At 74.2% G+C, this 18,505-nt stretch carries 20 protein-coding genes; 12 read left to right on the top strand and 8 right to left on the bottom strand.

The window, feature by feature from the left end:
• From HCJ94_RS18540 to HCJ94_RS18505, 8 genes are all read left to right on the top strand, one after another.
• Positions 1-1,400: glycosyltransferase family 9 protein (locus HCJ94_RS18540; protein ID WP_168002283.1), on the top strand; the 1,400-nt coding region annotated here is incomplete at its 5' end.
• Entirely contained in the window at positions 1,397-2,374 is a 978-nt protein-coding gene (locus tag HCJ94_RS18535; RefSeq protein ID WP_168002282.1) for a glycosyltransferase, read from the top strand. The genes HCJ94_RS18540 and HCJ94_RS18535, both read left to right, overlap by 4 nt.
• Positions 2,359-3,579, top strand: coding sequence for a glycosyltransferase (locus tag HCJ94_RS18530; protein ID WP_168002281.1), 1,221 nt, complete (start codon positions 2,359-2,361; stop codon positions 3,577-3,579). The genes HCJ94_RS18535 and HCJ94_RS18530 overlap by 16 nt, the downstream gene beginning before the upstream one ends.
• The gene (locus HCJ94_RS18525) at positions 3,576-4,289 is read left to right on the top strand and encodes a D-sedoheptulose-7-phosphate isomerase (protein ID WP_168002280.1); all 714 of its coding nucleotides are present in this window, start codon (positions 3,576-3,578) and stop codon (positions 4,287-4,289) included. Before HCJ94_RS18530 ends, HCJ94_RS18525 begins: the two co-directional genes overlap by 4 nt.
• 19 nt (positions 4,290-4,308) lie before the next feature.
• On the top strand, positions 4,309-5,826 hold the full coding sequence (locus tag HCJ94_RS18520; RefSeq protein WP_168002279.1) for a PfkB family carbohydrate kinase: 1,518 nt from the start codon (positions 4,309-4,311) through the stop codon (positions 5,824-5,826).
• Entirely contained in the window at positions 5,823-6,509 is a 687-nt protein-coding gene (locus tag HCJ94_RS18515) for an SDR family oxidoreductase (protein WP_168002278.1), read from the top strand. Before HCJ94_RS18520 ends, HCJ94_RS18515 begins: the two co-directional genes overlap by 4 nt.
• The gene (locus HCJ94_RS18510) at positions 6,506-7,459 is read left to right on the top strand and encodes a glycosyltransferase family 9 protein (protein ID WP_168002277.1); all 954 of its coding nucleotides are present in this window, start codon (positions 6,506-6,508) and stop codon (positions 7,457-7,459) included. Before HCJ94_RS18515 ends, HCJ94_RS18510 begins: the two co-directional genes overlap by 4 nt.
• Entirely contained in the window at positions 7,443-8,426 is a 984-nt protein-coding gene (locus HCJ94_RS18505) for a DNA topoisomerase IB (RefSeq protein ID WP_168002276.1), read from the top strand. Before HCJ94_RS18510 ends, HCJ94_RS18505 begins: the two co-directional genes overlap by 17 nt.
• Positions 8,427-8,648: 222 nt before the next feature.
• Here the strand turns inward: HCJ94_RS18505 and HCJ94_RS18500 are convergent, their stop codons facing one another.
• Genes HCJ94_RS18500 through HCJ94_RS18490 form a run of 3 tightly spaced genes read right to left on the bottom strand, consistent with a single transcriptional unit; the run spans position 8,649 to position 10,308 of the window.
• Positions 8,649-9,638, bottom strand: a complete 990-nt coding sequence (locus HCJ94_RS18500; protein ID WP_240944318.1) for a helix-turn-helix domain-containing protein — start codon at positions 9,636-9,638, stop codon at positions 8,649-8,651.
• The gene (locus HCJ94_RS31510; RefSeq protein ID WP_168002275.1) at positions 9,632-9,790 is read right to left on the bottom strand and encodes an AraC family transcriptional regulator; all 159 of its coding nucleotides are present in this window, start codon (positions 9,788-9,790) and stop codon (positions 9,632-9,634) included. The genes HCJ94_RS18500 and HCJ94_RS31510 overlap by 7 nt, the downstream gene beginning before the upstream one ends.
• Positions 9,733-10,308 carry an AraC-like ligand-binding domain-containing protein gene (locus tag HCJ94_RS18490; protein ID WP_168002274.1) on the bottom strand — a complete coding sequence of 192 codons (576 nt, stop codon included), beginning with the start codon at positions 10,306-10,308 and terminating at the stop codon, positions 9,733-9,735. The genes HCJ94_RS31510 and HCJ94_RS18490 overlap by 58 nt, the downstream gene beginning before the upstream one ends.
• A 36-nt stretch (positions 10,309-10,344) precedes the next feature.
• Here HCJ94_RS18490 and HCJ94_RS18485 point away from each other — a divergent pair, with 36 nt between their 5' ends.
• On the top strand, positions 10,345-10,776 hold the full coding sequence (locus HCJ94_RS18485) for an ABC transporter permease (RefSeq protein WP_309227334.1): 432 nt from the start codon (positions 10,345-10,347) through the stop codon (positions 10,774-10,776).
• Here the strand turns inward: HCJ94_RS18485 and HCJ94_RS18480 are convergent.
• The 3 genes from HCJ94_RS18480 to HCJ94_RS18470 form a co-directional block, all read right to left on the bottom strand.
• Positions 10,766-11,269 carry a hypothetical protein gene (locus HCJ94_RS18480; RefSeq protein ID WP_168002273.1) on the bottom strand — a complete coding sequence of 168 codons (504 nt, stop codon included), beginning with the start codon at positions 11,267-11,269 and terminating at the stop codon, positions 10,766-10,768. The two genes, HCJ94_RS18485 and HCJ94_RS18480, sit on opposite strands and share 11 nt — an antisense overlap.
• 113 nt (positions 11,270-11,382) lie before the next feature.
• A complete protein-coding gene (locus tag HCJ94_RS18475) occupies positions 11,383-13,014 on the bottom strand; it encodes a RecQ family ATP-dependent DNA helicase (RefSeq protein WP_168002272.1) in 1,632 nt (543 codons plus the stop codon).
• A gap of 232 nt (positions 13,015-13,246) precedes the next feature.
• Positions 13,247-13,759 carry a hypothetical protein gene (locus tag HCJ94_RS18470; protein WP_168002271.1) on the bottom strand — a complete coding sequence of 171 codons (513 nt, stop codon included), beginning with the start codon at positions 13,757-13,759 and terminating at the stop codon, positions 13,247-13,249.
• A gap of 764 nt (positions 13,760-14,523) precedes the next feature.
• Here HCJ94_RS18470 and HCJ94_RS18465 point away from each other — a divergent pair.
• Together HCJ94_RS18465 and HCJ94_RS18460 are read left to right on the top strand one after the other, a co-directional pair.
• On the top strand, positions 14,524-15,291 hold the full coding sequence (locus HCJ94_RS18465; protein WP_168002270.1) for a DUF5753 domain-containing protein: 768 nt from the start codon (positions 14,524-14,526) through the stop codon (positions 15,289-15,291).
• Positions 15,288-15,482, top strand: coding sequence for a DUF397 domain-containing protein (locus HCJ94_RS18460; protein WP_168002269.1), 195 nt, complete (start codon positions 15,288-15,290; stop codon positions 15,480-15,482). The genes HCJ94_RS18465 and HCJ94_RS18460 overlap by 4 nt, the downstream gene beginning before the upstream one ends.
• 113 nt (positions 15,483-15,595) lie before the next feature.
• On the opposite strand, the gene HCJ94_RS18455 is transcribed toward HCJ94_RS18460, so the two are convergent.
• Together HCJ94_RS18455 and HCJ94_RS30795 are read right to left on the bottom strand one after the other, a co-directional pair.
• A complete protein-coding gene (locus tag HCJ94_RS18455; protein ID WP_168002268.1) occupies positions 15,596-16,546 on the bottom strand; it encodes a TIGR03557 family F420-dependent LLM class oxidoreductase in 951 nt (316 codons plus the stop codon).
• 165 nt (positions 16,547-16,711) lie between these two features.
• Positions 16,712-16,834 carry a hypothetical protein gene (locus HCJ94_RS30795; protein WP_255481084.1) on the bottom strand — a complete coding sequence of 41 codons (123 nt, stop codon included), beginning with the start codon at positions 16,832-16,834 and terminating at the stop codon, positions 16,712-16,714.
• 175 nt (positions 16,835-17,009) lie between these two features.
• On the opposite strand from HCJ94_RS30795, the gene HCJ94_RS18450 reads away from it, so the two are divergent.
• Positions 17,010-18,503: a glycoside hydrolase family 3 protein gene (locus HCJ94_RS18450; RefSeq protein ID WP_309227333.1), complete on the top strand. Its 1,494-nt coding sequence runs from the start codon at positions 17,010-17,012 to the stop codon at positions 18,501-18,503.
• Positions 18,504-18,505 lie beyond the last annotated feature (2 nt).

Below are 18,505 nucleotides of genomic sequence, written 5' to 3'. Positions count from 1 at the left end.
GCGCCGCGGCGCGGGAGTTGGGCACGGTGCCGCGCCGGTGTGTGCTGGTCGGTGACATCGGTCGGGACGTCACGGCCGCGCTGGCGGCGGGGGCGCAGGCGGTGCTGGTTCCGACGCCGGTGACCCGCCCGGAGGAGATCGACGCCGCCGGTTGGGTCGCGCCGGATCTGCCCGCTGCGGTCGGGGAGATCCTGCGCCGGCAGGCCGCCGTCGACCCGGCCACCTACCAGCCGGCGCTCGATGTCCCCACCGGTCGCACCGCCACCAGGACCAGCACCGCCGGGCGGATCACCACAGCGGCCGGTGCGGGCCGCCGGGCCGGCACCGTGCTGGTGGTGCGCGCCGACTCCGCCGGAGACGTCCTCGTCACCGGCCCCGGTATCCGCGCCGTCGCCGCACACGCCGACCGCGTCGTGCTGCTGTGCGGGCCCCGCGGCCGCGCCGCCGCCGACCTGCTGCCCGGCGTCGACCACGTCATCGAGCACCGCCTGCCCTGGATCGACCCCGCCCCGGGGCCCGTCGATCCCGACGACATCGCCGCGCTCACCGCCACGCTCGCCGCCGTCGACGCCGACGAGGCGGTCATCTTCACCAGCTACCACCAGTCACCGCTGCCCCTGGCGCTGCTGCTGCGCACCGTCGGGGTCCGCCGGATCTCCGCGATCAGCGACGACTACCCGGGATCCCTGCTCGACGTACGGCACCGCGTCCCGGTCGGCGTACCCGAACCCGAACGCGCCCTGTCCCTCGCGGCCGCCGCCGGCTACGCCCTGCCCGAGCACGACGAACCCGCCCTCCGCCTGCGTCCGGTGCCGGCGGCGCCGTCGCAGGTCGGTCCGCCGGGCTACGTGGTCCTGCACCCGGGGTCGGCGGCCCAGTCCCGGGGACTGCCGCCCGAGCTGGCGGCGGGGATCGTCCGGACGCTGACCGCCGCGGGCCACCGGGTGGTCGTGACCGGGGGCGCCGACGAGGCGGAGCTGACCTCGTGGGTGGCCGGGGACGACGCCGTGGATCTCGGTGGCGGGACCGGGCTGGCGGAGCTGGCCGCGACCGTGGCCGGCGCCGCCGCCGTGGTCGTCGGGAACACCGGTCCCGCCCACCTCGCCGCCGCGTACGGCGTGCCGGTGGTGAGCCTCTTCGCACCCACCGTCCCGTTCGGACAGTGGGGGCCGTGGCGGGTGCCGACCGTCCGGCTCGGCGACGCCGCCGCCCCCTGCCGGGACACCCGCGCCGCGCGGTGCCCCGTCCCGGGCCACCCCTGTCTGAGCCGGATCACACCCGGGGAGGTGCTGGACGGGCTGGCACTGCTGGGCGTACCCCCGTCGCGAACGGCGGCGGAGCCGGCACCGGCGGGGGAGGCGGCACCGGCGGTCGCGACGGTCGGCCGGAGCGGCCGATGAACGTCCTCCTCTGGCACGTGCACGGCTCGTGGACCACGTCGTTCGTGCACGGCAAGCACCGGTACCTGGTGCCGGTCACGCACGACCGCGGCCCGTACGGCCTCGGCCGGGCCCGCACCTACCCGTGGCCGGACAGCGCCGTCGAGGTGGCCCCCGACGACCTGCGCACCGCCGAGGTCGACCTCGTGATCCTGCAACGTCCCGAGGAGTTCGACCTGGCCGCCGACTGGCTGGGCCGGCGGCCGGGCCGCGACCTGGCCGCGATCTTCGTGGAGCACAACACCCCCAAGGACGGCGACGTCCCCAACAGCCGGCACCCGATGGCCGACCGCGACGACCTGCTGATCGCCCACGTCACCGCGTTCAACCAGCTCTTCTGGGACACCGGGAGCACCCGGACGACGGTGGTCGACCACGGCGTCGTGCCACCGGCGGTCGAGTACACCGGCGAGCTGGAGCGGCTCGCCGTGGTCATCAACGAGCCGGTACGCCGCTGGCGCGTGACCGGCACCGACCTGCTGGCGCGCTTCGCCGAGATCGCCCCGCTGGACGTCTTCGGGATGAAGGTGGCCGGCCTCGCCGACCACCTGGGGCTGCCGGCGGACCGGTTGACCAGCCACGACGACCTGCCCCAGGCCCGCATGCACGCCGAGTTGGGGCGGCGGCGGGCGTACCTGCACCTGTGCCGGTGGACCTCCCTCGGGCTGAGCCTGATCGAGGCGATGACGATCGGCATGCCGGTCGTCGCGCTGGCCACCACGGAGGCGGTGATGGCGGTGCCACCCGAAGCCGGAGCCCTCTCCACCCGGGTCGACGACCTGTTCGACGCCACCCGACGGCTCATGGCCGACCCGGCGCTCGCGCGCCGGGCGGGGGCCGTGGGCCGCGCGGCCGCGCGGGAGCGGTACGGCCTCGAGCGTTTCCTCGCCGACTGGGACCGGCTGCTGGAGGAGGAAGTATGCGCATCGCGATGATCTCGGAGCACGCCAGCCCGCTCGCCGTCCTCGGCGGCGAGGACGCCGGCGGCCAGAACACGCATGTCGCCGAGCTCTCCGCCGCCCTCGCGGCCGCCGGGCACGACGTGCGGGTCTACACCCGCCGGGACGCCGTCGACCTGCCGGTCACCGTCCGCAGCCCGGACGGGTACGAGGTGGTGCACGTCCCCGCCGGCCCGGCCGAGCCGGTCGCCAAGGACGCCTTGCTGCCGCACATGAGGGAGTTCAGCCGGTGGCTGGTCGACCGCTGGCGCGGTGGCGACTGGGCGCCCGAGGTGATCCACGCGCACTTCTGGATGAGCGGGCTCGCCGCGCTCGCCGCCGGCCGGCAGGTCGGCGTGCCCGTCGTGCAGACGTACCACGCGCTCGGGGTGGTGAAACGGCGGCACCAGGGCGTGCAGGACACCAGCCCGGCCCGCCGGATCGGCTACGAGCGGGAGCTGGGCCGCTCGGTGGACCGGGTCATCGCCCAGTGCCAGGACGAGGTGGGGGAACTGGTGCGCATGGGGGTGCCCCGGTCCCGGCTGACGGTCGTCCCGTCCGGGGTCAACCTCGGCACGTTCGCCCCGCTCGGCCCGGCCGCCGAGCGCGAGGACGGCCGTGCGCGGATCCTCACCGTCGGCCGGCTGGTCGAGCGGAAGGGCTTCCAGACGGTCATCCGGGCGATGGCACACGTGCCGGACGCCGAATGCGTGGTGGTCGGCGGGCCGCCGGCCGGCCTGCTGGAGAGCGACCCGTACGCCCGCCGGCTACGGGCCCTGGCGCACACCTGCGGGGTGGCCGACCGGGTGAAGCTGGTCGGCGCGGTGCCCCGGGAGGAGATGGGCCGCTGGTACCGGTCCGCCGACATCCTGGTCGCCGCACCCTGGTACGAGCCGTTCGGCCTGACCCCGCTGGAGGCCATGGCCTGCGGCGTACCGGTGATCGGGACGGCGGTCGGCGGAATCAAGGACACGGTGGTCGACGGGGTCACCGGTGACCTGGTGCCGGCGCGCGACCCGCGGACTCTCGGTACCGCCGTCCAGAGGTTGCTGGAGGACCGGATCCGCCGGTTCGCGTACGCGACCGCCGCCCGGGAGCGGGCCCGCGAACGGTACTCCTGGGCGGCCACGGCGGAACGGCTGGCGGAGGTCTACGGCGAGGTGGCCGCCGTCGGTCGGGCCAGCCGGGTGGTGGCCGGATGACGGGGCGGTCGCCGCTCGACGTCCACCTGGCGAACCTGGCCGCGGCCCTGCTGCCGTACCGGCGGTGCGAGAACCTGCTGGCGCGGTGGGGCGAGACGCTCGCCCACCGGCTCGTGGACGGCGGGCGGCTGCTGGTGGCGGGCAACGGTGGCAGCGCGGCCGAGGCCCAGCACCTCACCGCCGAACTCGTCGGGAAACTCCGCGACGACCGCCAACCCCTGTCCGCCATCGCCCTGCACGCCGAAACCTCCGCCATGACCGCCATCGGCAACGACTACGGCTACGACGAGGTCTTCGCCCGCCAGGTCCGCGCCCACGGCCGCGACGGCGACATCCTCCTGCTGCTGTCCACCAGCGGCACCAGCCCCAACCTCCTGCACGCCGCCCACGCCGCCCACGACACCGGACTGCGCTGCTGGGCCTTCACCGGCCCCGCCCCCAACCCCCTCGCCGACCTCTGCGACGAGACGCTCGCCGTCGACTCCCCGGACAGCCAGGTGGTGCAGGAACTGCACCTGGTCTCCAGCCACGTGCTCTGCGAGTACGTCGAGCGGGCGCTGCCGGCGGCCCTCGCCGCGCCGGCCGGGACACGGGTCGGGGCGGCGGTCTCGGGTACGACAGGTACACCGGCCGACCCGCCGGCCGCGCCGGCGGCCGGCCCGGTGCGAGCCGGGGTCGAGGTGGTGCTGGACGGCGGGCCGCAGGTCTAGGCGCGATGAGGGGGGAAGCGTGAGGGGACCCGTGGTGGTGGTCGGTGACACCCTGCTGGACCGGGACGTGGAAGGGGTGGTGAACCGCCTCTGCCCGGACTCGCCCGTGCCCGTGCTGGACGAGACCACGTACACCGACCGGCCGGGCGGCGCCGGCCTGGCCGCGTCGCTCGCGGCGGCGGCGCCGGACGCCGAGGTCGTCCTGGTGACCGCCCTCGCCGACGACGCCGGCGGCGCCCGGCTCAGCTCGCTGCTCACCGCGGCCGGTGTCCAGGTGTACGCGCTCGGGCTGGCCGGCGGCACGCCGGAGAAGGTCCGGCTGCGGGCCCGGGGCCGGGTCCTGCTGCGCCACGACCGGGGCGGCGCCCCCGGGGAGCCCAGGCCGCCGTCCGACGCGGTGCTACGGGTGATCGCCAACGCCTCCGCGGTGCTGGTCAGCGACTACGGTCGCGGCGTGGCCCGGCAGCCCGCGCTGCGGGCGGCGCTGGCCGCGACGCGGGCACCCGTGGTCTGGGACCCCCACCCCCGGGGGCCGGCGGCGGTGCCCGGGGTCCACCTGGCCACGCCGAACGAGTCCGAGGTCCGCGAGCTGGCCAAGGTGCAGCCCGGCGCGACGCGCCTGGCCATGGCCTCGCGGGGCGCGCAGGGCCTGCGGCGCCGCTGGCGGGCGGGTGCCGTGGCGGTGACGCTGGGCGGGGACGGCGCGCTGCTCTGTCACGCCGGGTCGACGCCGCTGGTGGTACCGGCGCCGATGACGGCCGAGGGGGACACCTGCGGGGCCGGGGACCGGTTCGCGGCCACGGCCACCCTCGCCCTGGCCCGGGGCGCGCTGGTGTCGGAGGCGGTGCAGGAGGCGGTGGCGGAGGCCTCCGCGTACGTGGCGGACGGGGGAGTGGCGTCGGTGCTGCCCCCGCCGGCCCGAGTCCTGCCGCCCGCGGTGTCCGGCGTCGCGGGCGAACGCATCGGCGTGGCGGCGGCCTCCGCGGTGGTGTCCGAGGTACGCGCGGCCGGCGGCACTGTCGTGGCCACCGGCGGCTGCTTCGATCTCCTGCACGCGGGTCACGTGGCGACGTTGCAGGCCGCCCGGCAACTCGGTGACTGCCTGGTGGTCTGCCTGAACTCCGACGCGAGCGTGGCCGCTCTCAAGGGCCCCGAGCGGCCGGTGATGTCCCAAAGCGACCGTAGCCGCCTGCTGGCGGCGCTGAGCTGCGTCGACGCGGTCATGATCTTCGACGAGTCGACGCCGCACGCGACGCTGACCTGGCTGCGGCCGGACATCTGGGTCAAGGGCGGTGACTACGCCACCGGGGGCGGCGAGCCGGCGTTGCCGGAGGCGGAGCTCCTGCGCCGCTGGGGTGGGCACACCGTCGTGGTGCCGTACCTGGACGGGCGCTCGACCACCGAGATGATCGCCGCCGCGCGGGAGCGGAGCGCCGGCGCCTCCCGGCTGAGCGACACGGTGCCGGCCGCCGACCGGCTCGGCTGCGCGCCGCCCGGCGCGACGGCCGTGTCCCACCCGGCGGAGGGGACGCGATGAACACCGGATCCACGGTCCTGGTGACCGGCGGGTCGAGCGGGCTGGGTGCGGCCGTCGTCGCGGCCGTCGCCCGGGCCGGCGGGCGCCCGGTGGTGCTGGACCGGCAGGCGCCGGCGGACGGGGTGCCGTGGGTGGAGTGCGACCTGGCGGACACCCGGGGCGCCGAGGCGGCCACGCGGCAGCTCGCCGAACGCGCCGGTGGCCTGTACGCCGTGGTGACGGCCGCCGGGATGGACGTGCCCGGCCGCCTGGCGGACGTGCCGGGGGAGACCTGGGACCGGATCGTCGCGGTGGACCTGCTGGCGACCGCCGCCGTCATCCGGGCGGCCCTGCCCTTCCTGGAGGCGTCCCGGGGTCGGATCGTCACGGTCGCGTCGACGTTGGGGGTGAAGGCGGTCAGTGACGCGACGGCGTACTGCGCGGCGAAGTTCGGGGTGGTCGGGTTCACCCGCGCGCTGGCCGCCGAGTTGGCCGGCACGGTCGGGGTGACCCTGCTGATCCCCGGTGGCATGCGCACCGCGTTCTTCGACGAGCGGGACGCGAAGTACAAGCCGGGTCCGGACGCGATCCTCAACGATCCCGCCGACACCGCCGCCGCGGTCCTGTTCGCCCTGTCCCAGCCCGCCGGCTGCGCGGTACGCGAGATCGTGGTCTGCGCCGAGCAGGAGTCCTCGTACCCGTGATCCTTGTCCTGCGGGCCCTCGGCGTCGGTGACCTCGCCACCGCCGTCCCGGCGCTACGCGCCCTGCGCCGCGCCCACCCCGGCCGGGAACTCGCCCTGGCCGCCCCGGCCTGGCTCACCCCGCTGGTCGACCTGGTGAGGGCGGTCGACCGGCTGGTGCCGGCCGACGGGCTCGGGCGACTCGATCAGTCGGTCGGGCGACCGGAGGTCGCGGTGAACCTGCACGGGCGCGGCCCCCAGTCACACCGGATGCTCACCGCCACCCGACCCGGCCGGCTGCTCGCCTTCGCCAACCCCGACGCCGACCACCACGACGGCCCACCCTGGCGACCCGACGACCACGAGGTCGACCGCTGGTGCCGACTGCTGGCCTGGTACGGCATCCCCACCGACCGCACCGACCTCACCCTCACCCGACCACCACTCGGGACGTTGCCCGCCGAGGTGAGCGTGGTGCACCCGGGCTCCAAGATCCCCGCGAAGCGCTGGCCGGCGGAGCGGTTCGCCGCCGTCGCCCGCCACCTCACCGCCGCCGGCCACCGCGTCGTCGTCACCGGCAACGCCGCCGAAGCGCCCCTCGCCCGGCGCGTCGCCCATCTCGCCGGGCTCCCCGACGACGCGATCCTCGCCGGCCGCACCGACCTGCACCACCTCGCCACCCTCGTCGCCCACGCCCGACTCCTCGTCAGCGGCGACACCGGCATCGCCCACCTCGCCACCGCCTACCGCACCCCCTCGGTCCTCCTCTTCGGCCCGGCCTCCCCCGCCCAGTGGGGCCCACCACCCGACCGGGCGTATCACCGGGTGTTGTGGGCCGACGGACACGGTTGGCCCAGGTGGGACGGGGTAGGCATCCACCCGACGTTGGCGGCCGTCGGTGTGGACGACGTGCTGGCCGCCGTGGACGAGGTGGAACAGGCGGTGCGGACGACCGGTGCGGTTGCGGCGTAGCGATCCGGGCAGGCCGGGGTACGGACGCCGCCGGCGCGGCGAGGGCTGGGTGTTTCTCGACCCGGCGGGCGAGCAGGTCCGTGACCCGGAGCAGTTGGCGCGGCTGGGAGACCTGGTGATCCCGCCCGCCTGGCAGAACGTGTGGATCTCGCCGTACCCGAACGGGCACATCCAGGCCACCGGCATCGACGCCGCCGGCCGCAAACAGTACCTCTACCACCCCGAGTGGCGGCGCAAGCGCGACGAGGCGAAGTTCGACCACGTCCTGGAGGTCGCCCACCGGCTGCCGAAGCTCCGCGAGCGCATCGCGCACGACCTCGACGGCCGGGGACTGAACCGGTACCGGGTCCTCGCGACCGTGGCCCGGCTGCTCGACATGGGCATGTTCCGGGTCGGCAACGACCAGTACGCCTCCGGGGACGACCCCACCTTCGGCGTGTCGACCCTGCGCCCGGAGCACGCCCGCTCCCGCCGTGGCTGCGTGGTGTTCGAGTTCCCGGCCAAGGGCGGCATCGAGCAGGTCCGCCGGATCGAGGATCCGGAACTGTGCCGGGTGCTGACCAACCTGCGGCGCCGCCGCCGGGCCGCCGACCGCCTCTTCGGGTACTGGGACGGCCGGGACTGGCGGGACGTGCGCAGCGACGAGGTCAACGAGTATCTGCGCGACGCCAGCGGCGGCGAGATGACGGCGAAGGACTTCCGTACCTGGCACGCCACCGTGCTGGCGGCCACCGAGCTGGCCACCGTCGGCCGGCAGCGGTCGGTCACCGCACGCCGGAGGGCGGTCGCCGCCGTCATGCGGGAGGTGGCGGAACTGCTCGGCAACACGCCGACGGTGGCACGCGCGTCCTACGTGGACCCGCGCGTGGTGGACCTCTACCACGACGGTGTGGTCGCGCCGGTCGACCCGCGGACACCGCGCGAGGAGGCCGAGCGGGCTGTGCTGGAACTGTTGGAAGAGGCCTGACCGGCTCCGCCGGTGGCCCCTGGGGGTGGCAGCGGCGGAGCCGGAGATCAGGAGGCCGGCCGGGGTACCGCCGGGCGACCGCCCGCCGCCGTCACGGCGACGGGCGCCCCGCCACGGCCCCCGTTCGGCGGGCCGCCCGCGCCGGCATGGCGTCCGGAGGGGGCGGCCGCTTCGGTGTCCAGTGTCCCCCGGGCGGGTTGACCGCGGACGCCGTGCGGTTGCCTATCCGTGCCTATCCCCGGCCGACTCCCGCCAGGATTGCGGGGTCGTTCCGTACACGCTCCGGAACAACCGACTGAAGTGTGCTTTGTCGGGAAAGCCCCAGCGTGCCGCGATGGCCTGGATGGGTTGCCGGCGCAGCGCGACGTCGGCGAGGTCGCGCCGGCAGCGCTCCAACCGAAGCCCACGGATGTACGACGCCACGGTCGTCTCCTCGGCCTCGAAGAGGCGGTGCAGCGAGCGCAGCGACATGTGGTGGGCGTCGGCGACGGCCTGGGGGCTCAGCGCCGCATCGCCGAGGCGTTGCTGGATGTACGCCTGCACCTGGGTGACGAGGGCCCGCCGGCGTACCTCCGAGGGGATCGCGTCCTCCGACACCAGGTGCCGGCCGAGCAGGGTGGTGGCCAGGTCGAGGCCGATGGTGCCGAGCCGGCCGGCGTCCGCCGCGTGGTACTGCTCCGGATGGGTGGCGATCTGGGTGAGGAACTGGGCCAGCAGGGCGCCGACCCCCTCCGTGCCGGGCATCCGGCCACCGAGGAGGGGAGTCAGGCGCTGCGACGGCAGCGGCAGCGCCGCGTGCGGGAGGATCGCGACGATCGAGCGGGCGGCTTCCCGGCCACCGTCGTCCCCCTGGTGGTGCACCTCGTGCGGTCGGGAACCGTCGTAGAACGTGAACTCGCCGGCGTGGCCGGCACTGCGCCGGCCCTCCTGTTCGGCGGCGCTGGCGCCCGCGGTGGTCAGCGCCAGCAGGTAGATCTCGGGATCGGACTGCCGGACGAGCTTGGGCGTCCGGAAGCAGTCGAGCGACGGGTAGCGGTAGTTGACGACCTGGATCGGACCGAGCTCGATGAGCTCGGCCCGGGCGGTGAAGTCGTGGGCGTGCGCGGAGTGGATCCGCAGCGGCGCCGCCGTACGCGCCACCAGGTCCAGCCACATCCCGAAGCGGTCGGCCGCCGCCACCTGCTCCGTGTCCACGATCGTCGGCGTCAGCATGGTCCCTCCGGTTCGGCGGTGTCGGATCGGGTCTGCCGGGAGCGGGATCCTTCCGCGGCGGACGGGTCGTGTCGCTCCCGGTACGCCGCCGGGCTCATGCCGTACGCGGCGCGGAAGGCACGGCTGAAGTGGGCCGGGTCGGTGAACCCCACCGGCGGGCGACCTGGTGCACCGGCAGCTGTCGCAGCAGGGGCGCGAGCAGGTCGTGCCGGCAGCGTTCGAGCCGGCGCCGGCGGATCGACTGTGCCACGGTCTCCTCCTCGGCGTCGAGGTGGGCCGCCGGCTCCTGCCCCTCCGCCCCGATGATGTGGGAGAGGTCGTGTTGGCGACCCCAGTCGATGAGGGTGAAGTCGCCGTTGGGGATGGCCGGGTCGCGCCGGCGGGCGCTGATCGCGCGGGAGCCGGCGTACGGGAGGGCGATCTGGTAGACCCCCGGGTCGCCCTGCCGGATGAGTCGTGAGGTGCGGCCGACGAGGGACTGGTACCGGAAGCGGGTCACCGCGATGTCGCCGAGGCCGACCAGCCGGGCGCGGCCGCGAAAGTCGTGCGCGTGCTCACTGGTGAAACTGATCGGCGCGGAGACGTCGTCCGACATCGCCAACCACAGCGGGAACCGGTCCGCCGGAGACACCAGCGTCGTGTCCAACGTCTCGACCGGTAGTGCCGTCATGCCGTCCGCCATCTCGTCCGCCGGGGACCGTGCTGCGTGAGCACGCTCGCCGCGGCCGGGGTGCTGCTGCTGTTCCTGCTCGCCGTGTCCTGGCTGTCCGCCGCGTTCGGCCTGCTCGCCCGCACCCCGGAGGCGGCCAGCGGCGTCACCTTCCTGGTGATGTTCCTGCCGTACCCCAGCAGCGCGTTCGTGCCGGTGGAGACCATGCCGGCGTGGCTGCGCGGGTTCGCCGACCACCAGCCGGTGACCCCGGTCATCGAGACGCTGCGCGCGCTGCTGCTGGCGACCCCCGGCGGGGACGGCGCCGGCCCGCGCGGTGGCCTGGTGCGTCGGGATCCTGGTGGCGTCGATGGTGCTCGCCGCGCTGCTGTTCCGCCGCCGGGTCGCCTGACCGCCCGGCAGTCGGCACGCACGACGGCGGCGGTGGCCCCCGCCGGGACCACCGCCGCCGCCGTCGTCAGTCGTTGAGGACCTGGGAGAGCCGGTCCCGGAACCGTCGCTCCGTGTCGCTCACCACGTCCCCGCCGAGGCCCAGGATGCCGCCGGTGGACGCCGCGCCGACCACCTGCTCGGCGATCTCGATCAGCCAGTGCTTGTACGCTCCGGCCTCGCCCTCGTCCACCTTGGCGGCGAGCAGCGCCGCCGCCTCCTTCGCCCGGCCCAGCACGTCCTCCATGAGCGCCCGCGGGTCCGCCGGCTCGATCACCGGCAGCTCCGCGCCGGCCTCGGGGTCACCGACCCGCGTGACGATCTCGCCGGCCACGGCGGCCACCAGCGGGCTCGCCGACTCGCGCCCGGCGGAGATGGTGTCCATGCCGGCCGCGTTCTCGGCCATCGTGCGCCGGGTGCCGTCGGACTCCGCGGCGCTCGCCGCCGTCAGCACCGACTGCGGAAGGCCGACCAGCAGCCCCCACTCCCCGTCGGTGAAACCGAACCCGGTGTACGCCGGCTGCTCGATCACGGCACCGCTCCTTCTCTCGCTCGTGCCCGCCACGGCCACCCGCGCCACGGCGTCTCCGACCGCCGCGCTGCGTCGCGGCGTCCGGCCGCCCCGCCGAGGGCGGCCGCCTCAGGCTAGTCCAGCGTCAGCAGGGCCTGTTCGGACACCACGCTGACGGACAGCGTCTTGTACCCCACCTCGTCGAACAGAACCGTCATGCGGTCGTCCTCGTAGCTCAACACCAGACCCGGTCCCCACTCGGGGTGCCGGACCTGGCTGTGCACCGGGAACGGGCCGACCGCGCCGTTGTCCGCCGTGCTCGTGCCGGCGTGGCAGTTGTCGCAGTGCCCGCAGACCGCGGTCATCTGCTCGCCGAAGTACGCGAGCAGGGTCTGGCCGCGGCAGGCGGTGGTCTCGGCGAAGGCGCGCATCATGTCGGTACGCGAGCGCGTCACCGTCTGCTGCCGTTCCGCCTCGGCGAGGGCCGCCGCGGCGGCCTCCACGGGTGTCGGCGAGTAGCGCGGCGCGCCGATTTTTTGCCTGCCTCGGGGCTCGGCGGCGCCCACCTGCTCCAGCAACGCGAGGTACTGCCCGAGCTTGCGCGGGCCGAGGCCGGTGAGCTCCCGCAGCTCCTTCCGGGTGCAGGGTTTGCGCCGCAGCAGCGCGGACAGGTCCCGCAGCTCGTTCTCGTCCGGCAGGCCGCCGGTGAAGTAGCGTTGCAGCCCGACGTCCTCGGCCTGCCACAGCAGCAGCACCCGGGCCGGCTCGCCGTCGCGCCCGGCTCGCCCGATCTCCTGGAAGTAGCTGTCCGGCGAGTCGGGCAGTGCCATGTGCACCACCCAGGCGATGTTGGGCTTGTCGATGCCCATGCCGAACGCCGAGGTGGCCACCATGATCGGCACCTGGTCGGCGAGGAACGCCTCGTGCAGCTCTGCCCGGGCCCCGGCCGGCATGCCGCCGTGGTAGTGCTTCGACGGGAAGCCGGCGTCGGTCAGCCGCCCGGCCAGGTCCTCCGCGGCCCGTCGCGTCGGGACGTAGATGATGCCCGGCCGCTCGTCGTCGCGCAGCAACGCGATCAGCCGCCGCCAGCGGTAGTCCTCGGTCGGGCAGTGGGCCACCTCGAGGAAGAGGTTGGGCCGGTCCAGTCCGGACACGACGATCTCGGGGGTACGCAGCCGCAGCCGGGCGACGATGTCGTCGCGGACCGGCGGGGAGGCGGTGGCCGTCAGGGCGACCACCGGCGGCCGGCCGATCCCCTCGATGAGGTGGCCCAGCGCCAGGTAGTCGGGGCGGAAGTCGTGGCCCCACGCGGAGATGCAGTGCGCCTCGTCGATCGCCACCAGCGCCGGCTTCAGCGACCGGACCTCGGCCATCCGGTCCGGGTTCGTGAGCTGCTCCGGCGTGATGAAGAGGAACTCGGCGCGTCCGGCCCGGATCTCCTCGATCGCCTCGGCCTGCTGGGCCGGCGACTCGTCGGAGCTGATCCGGACCGCCCGCAGCTCGGGCCGCTGCCGCTCGTTCAGCGCGGCGATCTGGTCCTGCTGGAGGGCCAGCAGCGGGGAGATCACCACCGTGGGACCGGGGATCAGGCTGGCCGGGATCTGGTAGATCGCCGACTTGCCGGCGCCGGTGGGGAGGACCACCAGCGCGTCACGGCGCTTCATCACCGCCCGCATCGCGGCGAGCTGGTGGGGCCGCAGCGCCGTCCAGCCGAAGAGGTTCTTCGCGGCGCGGCGCAAGGTCATCGAGTGCGTGGACAGCTTCATCGAGGGCCGGAGGTACCCCGGGTGATCAGCGGCGAAACCGCGGCCGGGCTGAAGGGGCCATGCCGCCACCCCGCCGGCTCACGACAGAGCCCCGGCTCTCGCTCCTTGAGAGGCGAGCGGCCGGGGCTCCCACTTCGTTGTAGCGGTCAGTACGTCGGCTGTCCCGAGCCGGGGCACGTGCCTCGGCTACCCATCGCCTGGTGCGGCGGGCACGGCTTGCCGGGGGAGACGCCTACTCGGGCACCACAGACTGAGCACTGACTACCGGGGGCCATGTGCGGACTCCTTCGGGGAATCGGTAATCGGGGTGAGGGTCCTCGGTTGGGTCGCCGGTCGGGCCGGTTGCGGCAGTCACGCGAAGGTAGAGCGTGCTTCCGTCTTGGCAGGTGATCCGCAAAGCAGCCGGCGTCAGGTGAACATCGGGGAAGCCGCACGGCTCCCAGCTCTTGAAGATCGGCGGACGGGCGACGTCGAGGAGTTGCACGGTGAACATGAGCAGCCGGGTGGCCCGCTGTGCTGGCGGCGGCATCTCGGCGGGAAGCGGTACGGGTGCCGGTGCCGGGCGGGGTGCGTCGGCAGCCCAGAGCATCGCGGCGGAGCCGGATTGGTAGATCACCTTCACGCCAGACGGCGACTGTCCGCCCGCGCGGGTGTCCGTGCCATAGCGCGCAACGTCCGTGATGTCTGGATGCTCGCTGGCGCGGATCAGTGCCGCGATGGCGTCAAGGGCTTCGGTCACCTGCATGTCGTCTCCGTTGTCGCGTGTCCGGGCAGGTCAGGGGCGGGCTAAGTCTAGGCGGGGGGCGGCGGTGCTCTCGCCTGGCGCGCGTTGCTCACCTCCTTTGGTCCTGCGGTGGGCTACCGAGACCCACCCAACGAAACGACCGGTCAGCGCCGCAAGGTCCGGCGTCTGACCGAGTTTGGCGGCGTCGTCGACCGCTTCGCGTAGGGCTGCCGCCAGGTAGAAGGCGAGTGCCACGGTGTGCCCGGCGAACTCGGTCAGTAGAGCGAGCTTGGCCGGCTGGCACGGCCAGTGCGCGCCGCACGTGCGGCAACGCCAGTGGGGACGGCCCGGAAGGTGTGGACGGCCACTCACCGGCCACGCTCGCACATGGTGCGATACATCTGCGCCGGGGTCAGGTTGCCGGCGCGGCCTGGACCGGGCTCGATGGGCGGCAGGGTCAGCCGGCGCGGGTCGGGCTCGATCGGCCGGAGGACGCGCGTTGGCGCGTTCCACGCGGGGTGCACTCCTTGCGGTCGAAGCATGGACACCCTGGAGCCGCGCTGCCAGAAGCGGACCTTCACTGCCGAGCCTCCTTCACCGGAACGTGAGAGGGGGTCGCCTCGGTTGCTCGCCCATGGCGACCCCCGGCACGAACGCGGCCGGCGGGCTTCGGGTCCTCCACCGGCTCACGCCGTCTGTAGGCCACCCTGCCGAGAGCTACGGGACCAGTACACAGCGTTGGCGTATGGTCTGTTGATGTCCGGGACGTCCATGATGGAGGTGGGATGAACCTTGCGCTTCAGGCAGCCATGGCCAAGGCAGGCCAGACGGCGGAGAGTCTGGCCGCTCAGACGGGCGTAGATTCCAAGACGGCAGCGCGTTGGGTCTCGCCGGGACGTGTCCCGCAACCCCGCCGACGCGCTCAGGTGGCGGCGATCCTTGGGCGGGACGTTGGTGACCTATGGCCTGATGTCCTGAAGCGCCGTGAGCCGCAGTGGCTACGCGAGTGGGTCGACTGGGAACGCGAGGCGGTCGCCTTGCGATGGTTCGAGCACTGTTGGGTGCCCGGCCTGCTTCAGACCGAGGCGTACGCGCGGGCAACGCTGGCCGGAGAGGCGCTGACTCCGGCGGAAGTTGATGAACTGGTCGCCTCTCGCATCGAGCGTCAGGCCATCTTGCGCCGGGAGCGTCCGCCACTACTGACGGCCGTCATCTTCGAGGGCGTGCTGTATCAGTCGGCGTACGGCAACCGCCAGTTGATGCGCGAGCAGGTCGAACACCTTGCCGAGTACGCGACCATGACCGCGGTGCAGGTGCACATCGTGCCCAGAGACGTCGGCATGTATCCGGGGCTCGGCGGAGGCTTCATCATCGCCGAGTTACCTGGTGGCGAGCACGTCGCGCACGTCGACAGCCAGGCGCCAGCACAGATCCTAAATCAAGCTGCGGACGTTGCTACGCTCAGTCGTAGGTGGGAGCGCATCAGGGGTGACGCCCTCTCCCGAAACCAATCGTTGAACCTGATCAGGGAAGCGGCAGGATCATGGACATGACCGGTGCGCAGTGGCGCAAGAGCACGAAGAGCGGCAACAACGGTGGCTCGTGCGTCGAGGTCGCCGACAACCTTCCGGGCATCGTCCTGGTCCGGGACACGAAGGATCGAGACGGCGGAACGCTGACCTTCGGGCCGGCGGCCTGGCGGAGCTTCGTCAACCTGGCCAAGGAGATCGGCACCGTAGGTTGACCCGAGCGCAGGCAGCCCCGGTCACCCGCGATGGGTGCCGGGGCTCCTTTGTGTCGGGCACCTCGCCGATGCGGCACTGATGCCGCTTCTTCCGCCGCTGTCCGCCGGACGGGTCAGCGGACGCGGGGGTGCACGTCGCGTTCGTAGAGGTCGAAGAGGCCCGGCCAGTTCGGGCCGACGTTGGCCACGTACACCTCGTCGAAGCCGGCCTTCGCGTACTCCTCGATCTTCGCCACGTGCGCGTCGGCGTCGTTGCCGCAGACGAACGCCGACTTCATCATCTCCTGCGGCACCAGGCTCGCGGCCTGCTCGAAGTGGCGCGGGGAGGAGAGCACCTGGGACAGCTCGCCGGGTACGCCCGCGTTCGGCCAGCGCTCGTACGCGATCCGCGCGCCCTCGTCCTCGCTGTCCGCGTACGCCGCCTTGAAGCCGGCCTGGACCGGCTTGTCGCCACCCCCCGCGGAGCGGAAGCGCTGCACCAGCTCGGCGTCGGGTGAGGTGTTGATGTAGCCGTCGCCGATGCGCGCGGCGACGTCGACCGCCTTCGGGCCGAAGCCGGACACGTACACCTTCGGGGGCGTGTCGGGCAGCGTGTAGATCCGGGCGTGGTCGACGGTGTAGTGCTGGCCGCGGTGGCTGACGAAGCCGCCCTGCCACAGCTCGCGCATCACGGCGACGGCCTCCTCGAGCATCTCCAGCCGGGTGTCGGTGTGCGGCCACACGTCGCCGAGGATGTGCTCGTTGAGCGCCTCGCCGGTGCCGACGCCGAGCACGAAGCGCCCCTCGTGCAGCACCGCGCTCGTCGCGGCCGCCTGCGCCACCACGGCCGGGTGGATCCGGACGGTGGGGCAGGTGACCGCGGTGGTGACCGGCAGCCGGCACACCTGGCTCAGCGCCCCGATGACCGACCAGACGAAGGGGCTCTGCCCCTGCGCGTCGGTCCACGGGTGGTAGTGGTCGGAGATCCACAGCGCCTCGAAGCCGGCCCGCTCGGCGCCGCGTGCCTGCGCCAGCAGTTCGGCCGGCGTGAACTCCTCGGTGGACAGGAAGTAGCCGATCCTCATGGTCGTCCCCCTCGCCGGAAAGCCGTCGACGGGTCGGTACCCGGAGGAGCGCCGTGAGAACGCGCCGGGCGGCACCGGCTTCGGCGGCGGTTCGCCGCGCCCGCGCGGAGGGTGGGCGTGAGCGACGTGCGGTGCCGGGCGGGAGCGGCGGTGCGGTCCGGGTGTTCAGCGGCGGAACATTGCGCGGATCGCGGCGAGCAGCAGCAGGCCGCCCACCACCACGCCGAGCAGGCGTACGCCGGGGACGTCGGCCGGGCTCGTCGCCTCGGCCAGCAGCACGGTGTCCATCCCCGCACTGTCGCCGCCAGATGTGGGGACGGCAACTGTAAGGTTTATTGACTATTTGATCGCGCGGTGTGACCATGGCAGCACCGCCGCCGGTCGCGGGGGTGCCGGGCCGCGCAGAGACGGGGGACGACGACCGCATGAGCGATGTGATCGAGGAGCAGGCCGGAGTGGGAGCGTGACCATGCCCGAGGGGAATCTCGCGTCCCTGGCCGCCGCCGTCCTGCAGCCCGGTTTCGTCGGCACCACGCCGCCGCCCTGGGTCTGCCGCTGGCTCGGCGAGGGGCTCGGCTCGGTGGTCCTCTTCGCCCGCAACGTCGTCGACCCGGAGCAGGTCGCCGCGCTGACCGCGACCCTGCGCGCCGAGCGCCCGGACGTCGTCGTCGCCATCGACGAGGAGGCCGGCGACGTCACCCGGATCGAGTCCGGCCGGGGCAGCTCGCGGCCGGGCAACTTCGCGCTCGGCGCGGTGGACGACCCGGCGCTGACCGAGGAGGTCGCCCGCGACCTCGGCGCGGAACTCGCCGCCCTCGGCGTCACCCTGAACTACGCGCCGGACGCCGACGTCAACTCGAACGCGGACAACCCGGTGATCGGCGTCCGCTCGTTCGGCGCCGACCCGGCCCTGGTCGCCCGGCACACCGCCGCCTGGGTACGCGGCCTCCAGACCGGCGGCGTGGCGGCGTGCGCCAAGCACTTCCCCGGCCACGGGGACACCCGGGTCGACTCGCACCACGACCTGCCCCGCATCACCGGTGACCGGCCGCGGCTGGACGCCGTGGAGCTGGCCCCCTTTCGCGCGGCCGTGGCCGCCGGGGTCCAGGCGGTGATGACCGGGCACCTGCTCGTACCTGCGCTGGACCCGGAACTGCCGGCCACCCTCAGCGGCCGGATCCTCACCGGACTCCTCCGCGACGAGTTCGGGTTCTCCGGCGTGATCGTCACCGACGCGGTGGAGATGCGGGCGGTCGCCGACCGGTACGGCTTCGCCGGCGCGGCGGTGCGGGCCCTGACGGCCGGCGCCGACGCGATCTGCGTCGGCGGCGAGCGCGCCGACGAGGAGTCGGCGCGGCACCTGCGGGACGCGATCGTGGCCGCGGTCGTCTCCGGGGACCTGCCGGAGGAACGGCTCGCCGAGGCCGCGAAGCGGGTCGGCCAGCTCGCCGCCTGGACGGTCGCCGCCCGCGCCGACCGGCCGGTCCGGCTGCCGGACGAGGGCTCCGGCGTCGGCTTCGCCGCCGCCCGGCGTGCCGTGCGGGTCACCACGGCCCGGGGCGGGCTCGGCCTGCTGCCCCTGGCCGGCCCGGCGCACGTGGTCGAGTTCGAGCCGCCGCGCAACATCGCGATCGGCTCGGAGACGCCGTGGGGCGTCGCCGCCCCGCTGGCCGACCTGCTGCCGGGCACCACCGCCGTCCGGTACGCCGAGGCCGACGTGCCCCGGGATCCGACGGCCGGTGCCGCCGGCCGCCACGTCGTCCTGGTGGTGCGCGACCTGCACCGGCACCGGTGGATGCGGGCGGCCGTCGACCGCGCCCTGGCCGCCCGTCCGGACGCGGTCGTCGTCGAGCTGGGCGTGCCCGAGCTGGTCACCGGCCGGGTGCATCTCGCCACCCACGGCGCCACCCGTGCCGCCGGCGTCGCCGCCGCCGAGATCCTCACCGGCGCCGCCTGACG

The sequence above is a fragment of the Micromonospora thermarum genome, from assembly GCF_012034245.1.
Taxonomy (GTDB): Bacteria; Actinomycetota; Actinomycetes; order Mycobacteriales; family Micromonosporaceae; genus Micromonospora; species Micromonospora thermarum.
Note: the sequence above shows the minus strand (reverse complement) of the source record. Positions and strands in the feature narration are given on the sequence as shown.

Bases quoted from the DNA above. Each gene is read 5' to 3' on its own strand.
- HCJ94_RS18455 (WP_168002268.1), bottom strand. From the start codon at position 16,546: ATGAGGATCGGCTACTTCCTGTCCACCGAGGAGTTCACGCCGGCCGAA.
- HCJ94_RS18460 (WP_168002269.1), top strand. From the start codon at position 15,288: ATGACCGGTGCGCAGTGGCGCAAGAGCACGAAGAGCGGCAACAACGGT.
- HCJ94_RS18525 (WP_168002280.1), top strand. From the start codon at position 3,576: ATGACGGGGCGGTCGCCGCTCGACGTCCACCTGGCGAACCTGGCCGCG.
- HCJ94_RS18515 (WP_168002278.1), top strand. From the start codon at position 5,823: ATGAACACCGGATCCACGGTCCTGGTGACCGGCGGGTCGAGCGGGCTG.
- HCJ94_RS18490 (WP_168002274.1), bottom strand. From the start codon at position 10,308: ATGACGGCACTACCGGTCGAGACGTTGGACACGACGCTGGTGTCTCCG.
- HCJ94_RS18465 (WP_168002270.1), top strand. From the start codon at position 14,524: ATGAACCTTGCGCTTCAGGCAGCCATGGCCAAGGCAGGCCAGACGGCG.
- HCJ94_RS30795 (WP_255481084.1), bottom strand. From the start codon at position 16,834: ATGGACACCGTGCTGCTGGCCGAGGCGACGAGCCCGGCCGACGTCCCC.
- HCJ94_RS18530 (WP_168002281.1), top strand. From the start codon at position 2,359: ATGCGCATCGCGATGATCTCGGAGCACGCCAGCCCGCTCGCCGTCCTC.
- HCJ94_RS18535 (WP_168002282.1), top strand. From the start codon at position 1,397: ATGAACGTCCTCCTCTGGCACGTGCACGGCTCGTGGACCACGTCGTTC.
- HCJ94_RS18500 (WP_240944318.1), bottom strand. From the start codon at position 9,638: ATGCTGACGCCGACGATCGTGGACACGGAGCAGGTGGCGGCGGCCGAC.
- HCJ94_RS18470 (WP_168002271.1), bottom strand. From the start codon at position 13,759: ATGCAGGTGACCGAAGCCCTTGACGCCATCGCGGCACTGATCCGCGCC.
- HCJ94_RS18475 (WP_168002272.1), bottom strand. From the start codon at position 13,014: ATGAAGCTGTCCACGCACTCGATGACCTTGCGCCGCGCCGCGAAGAAC.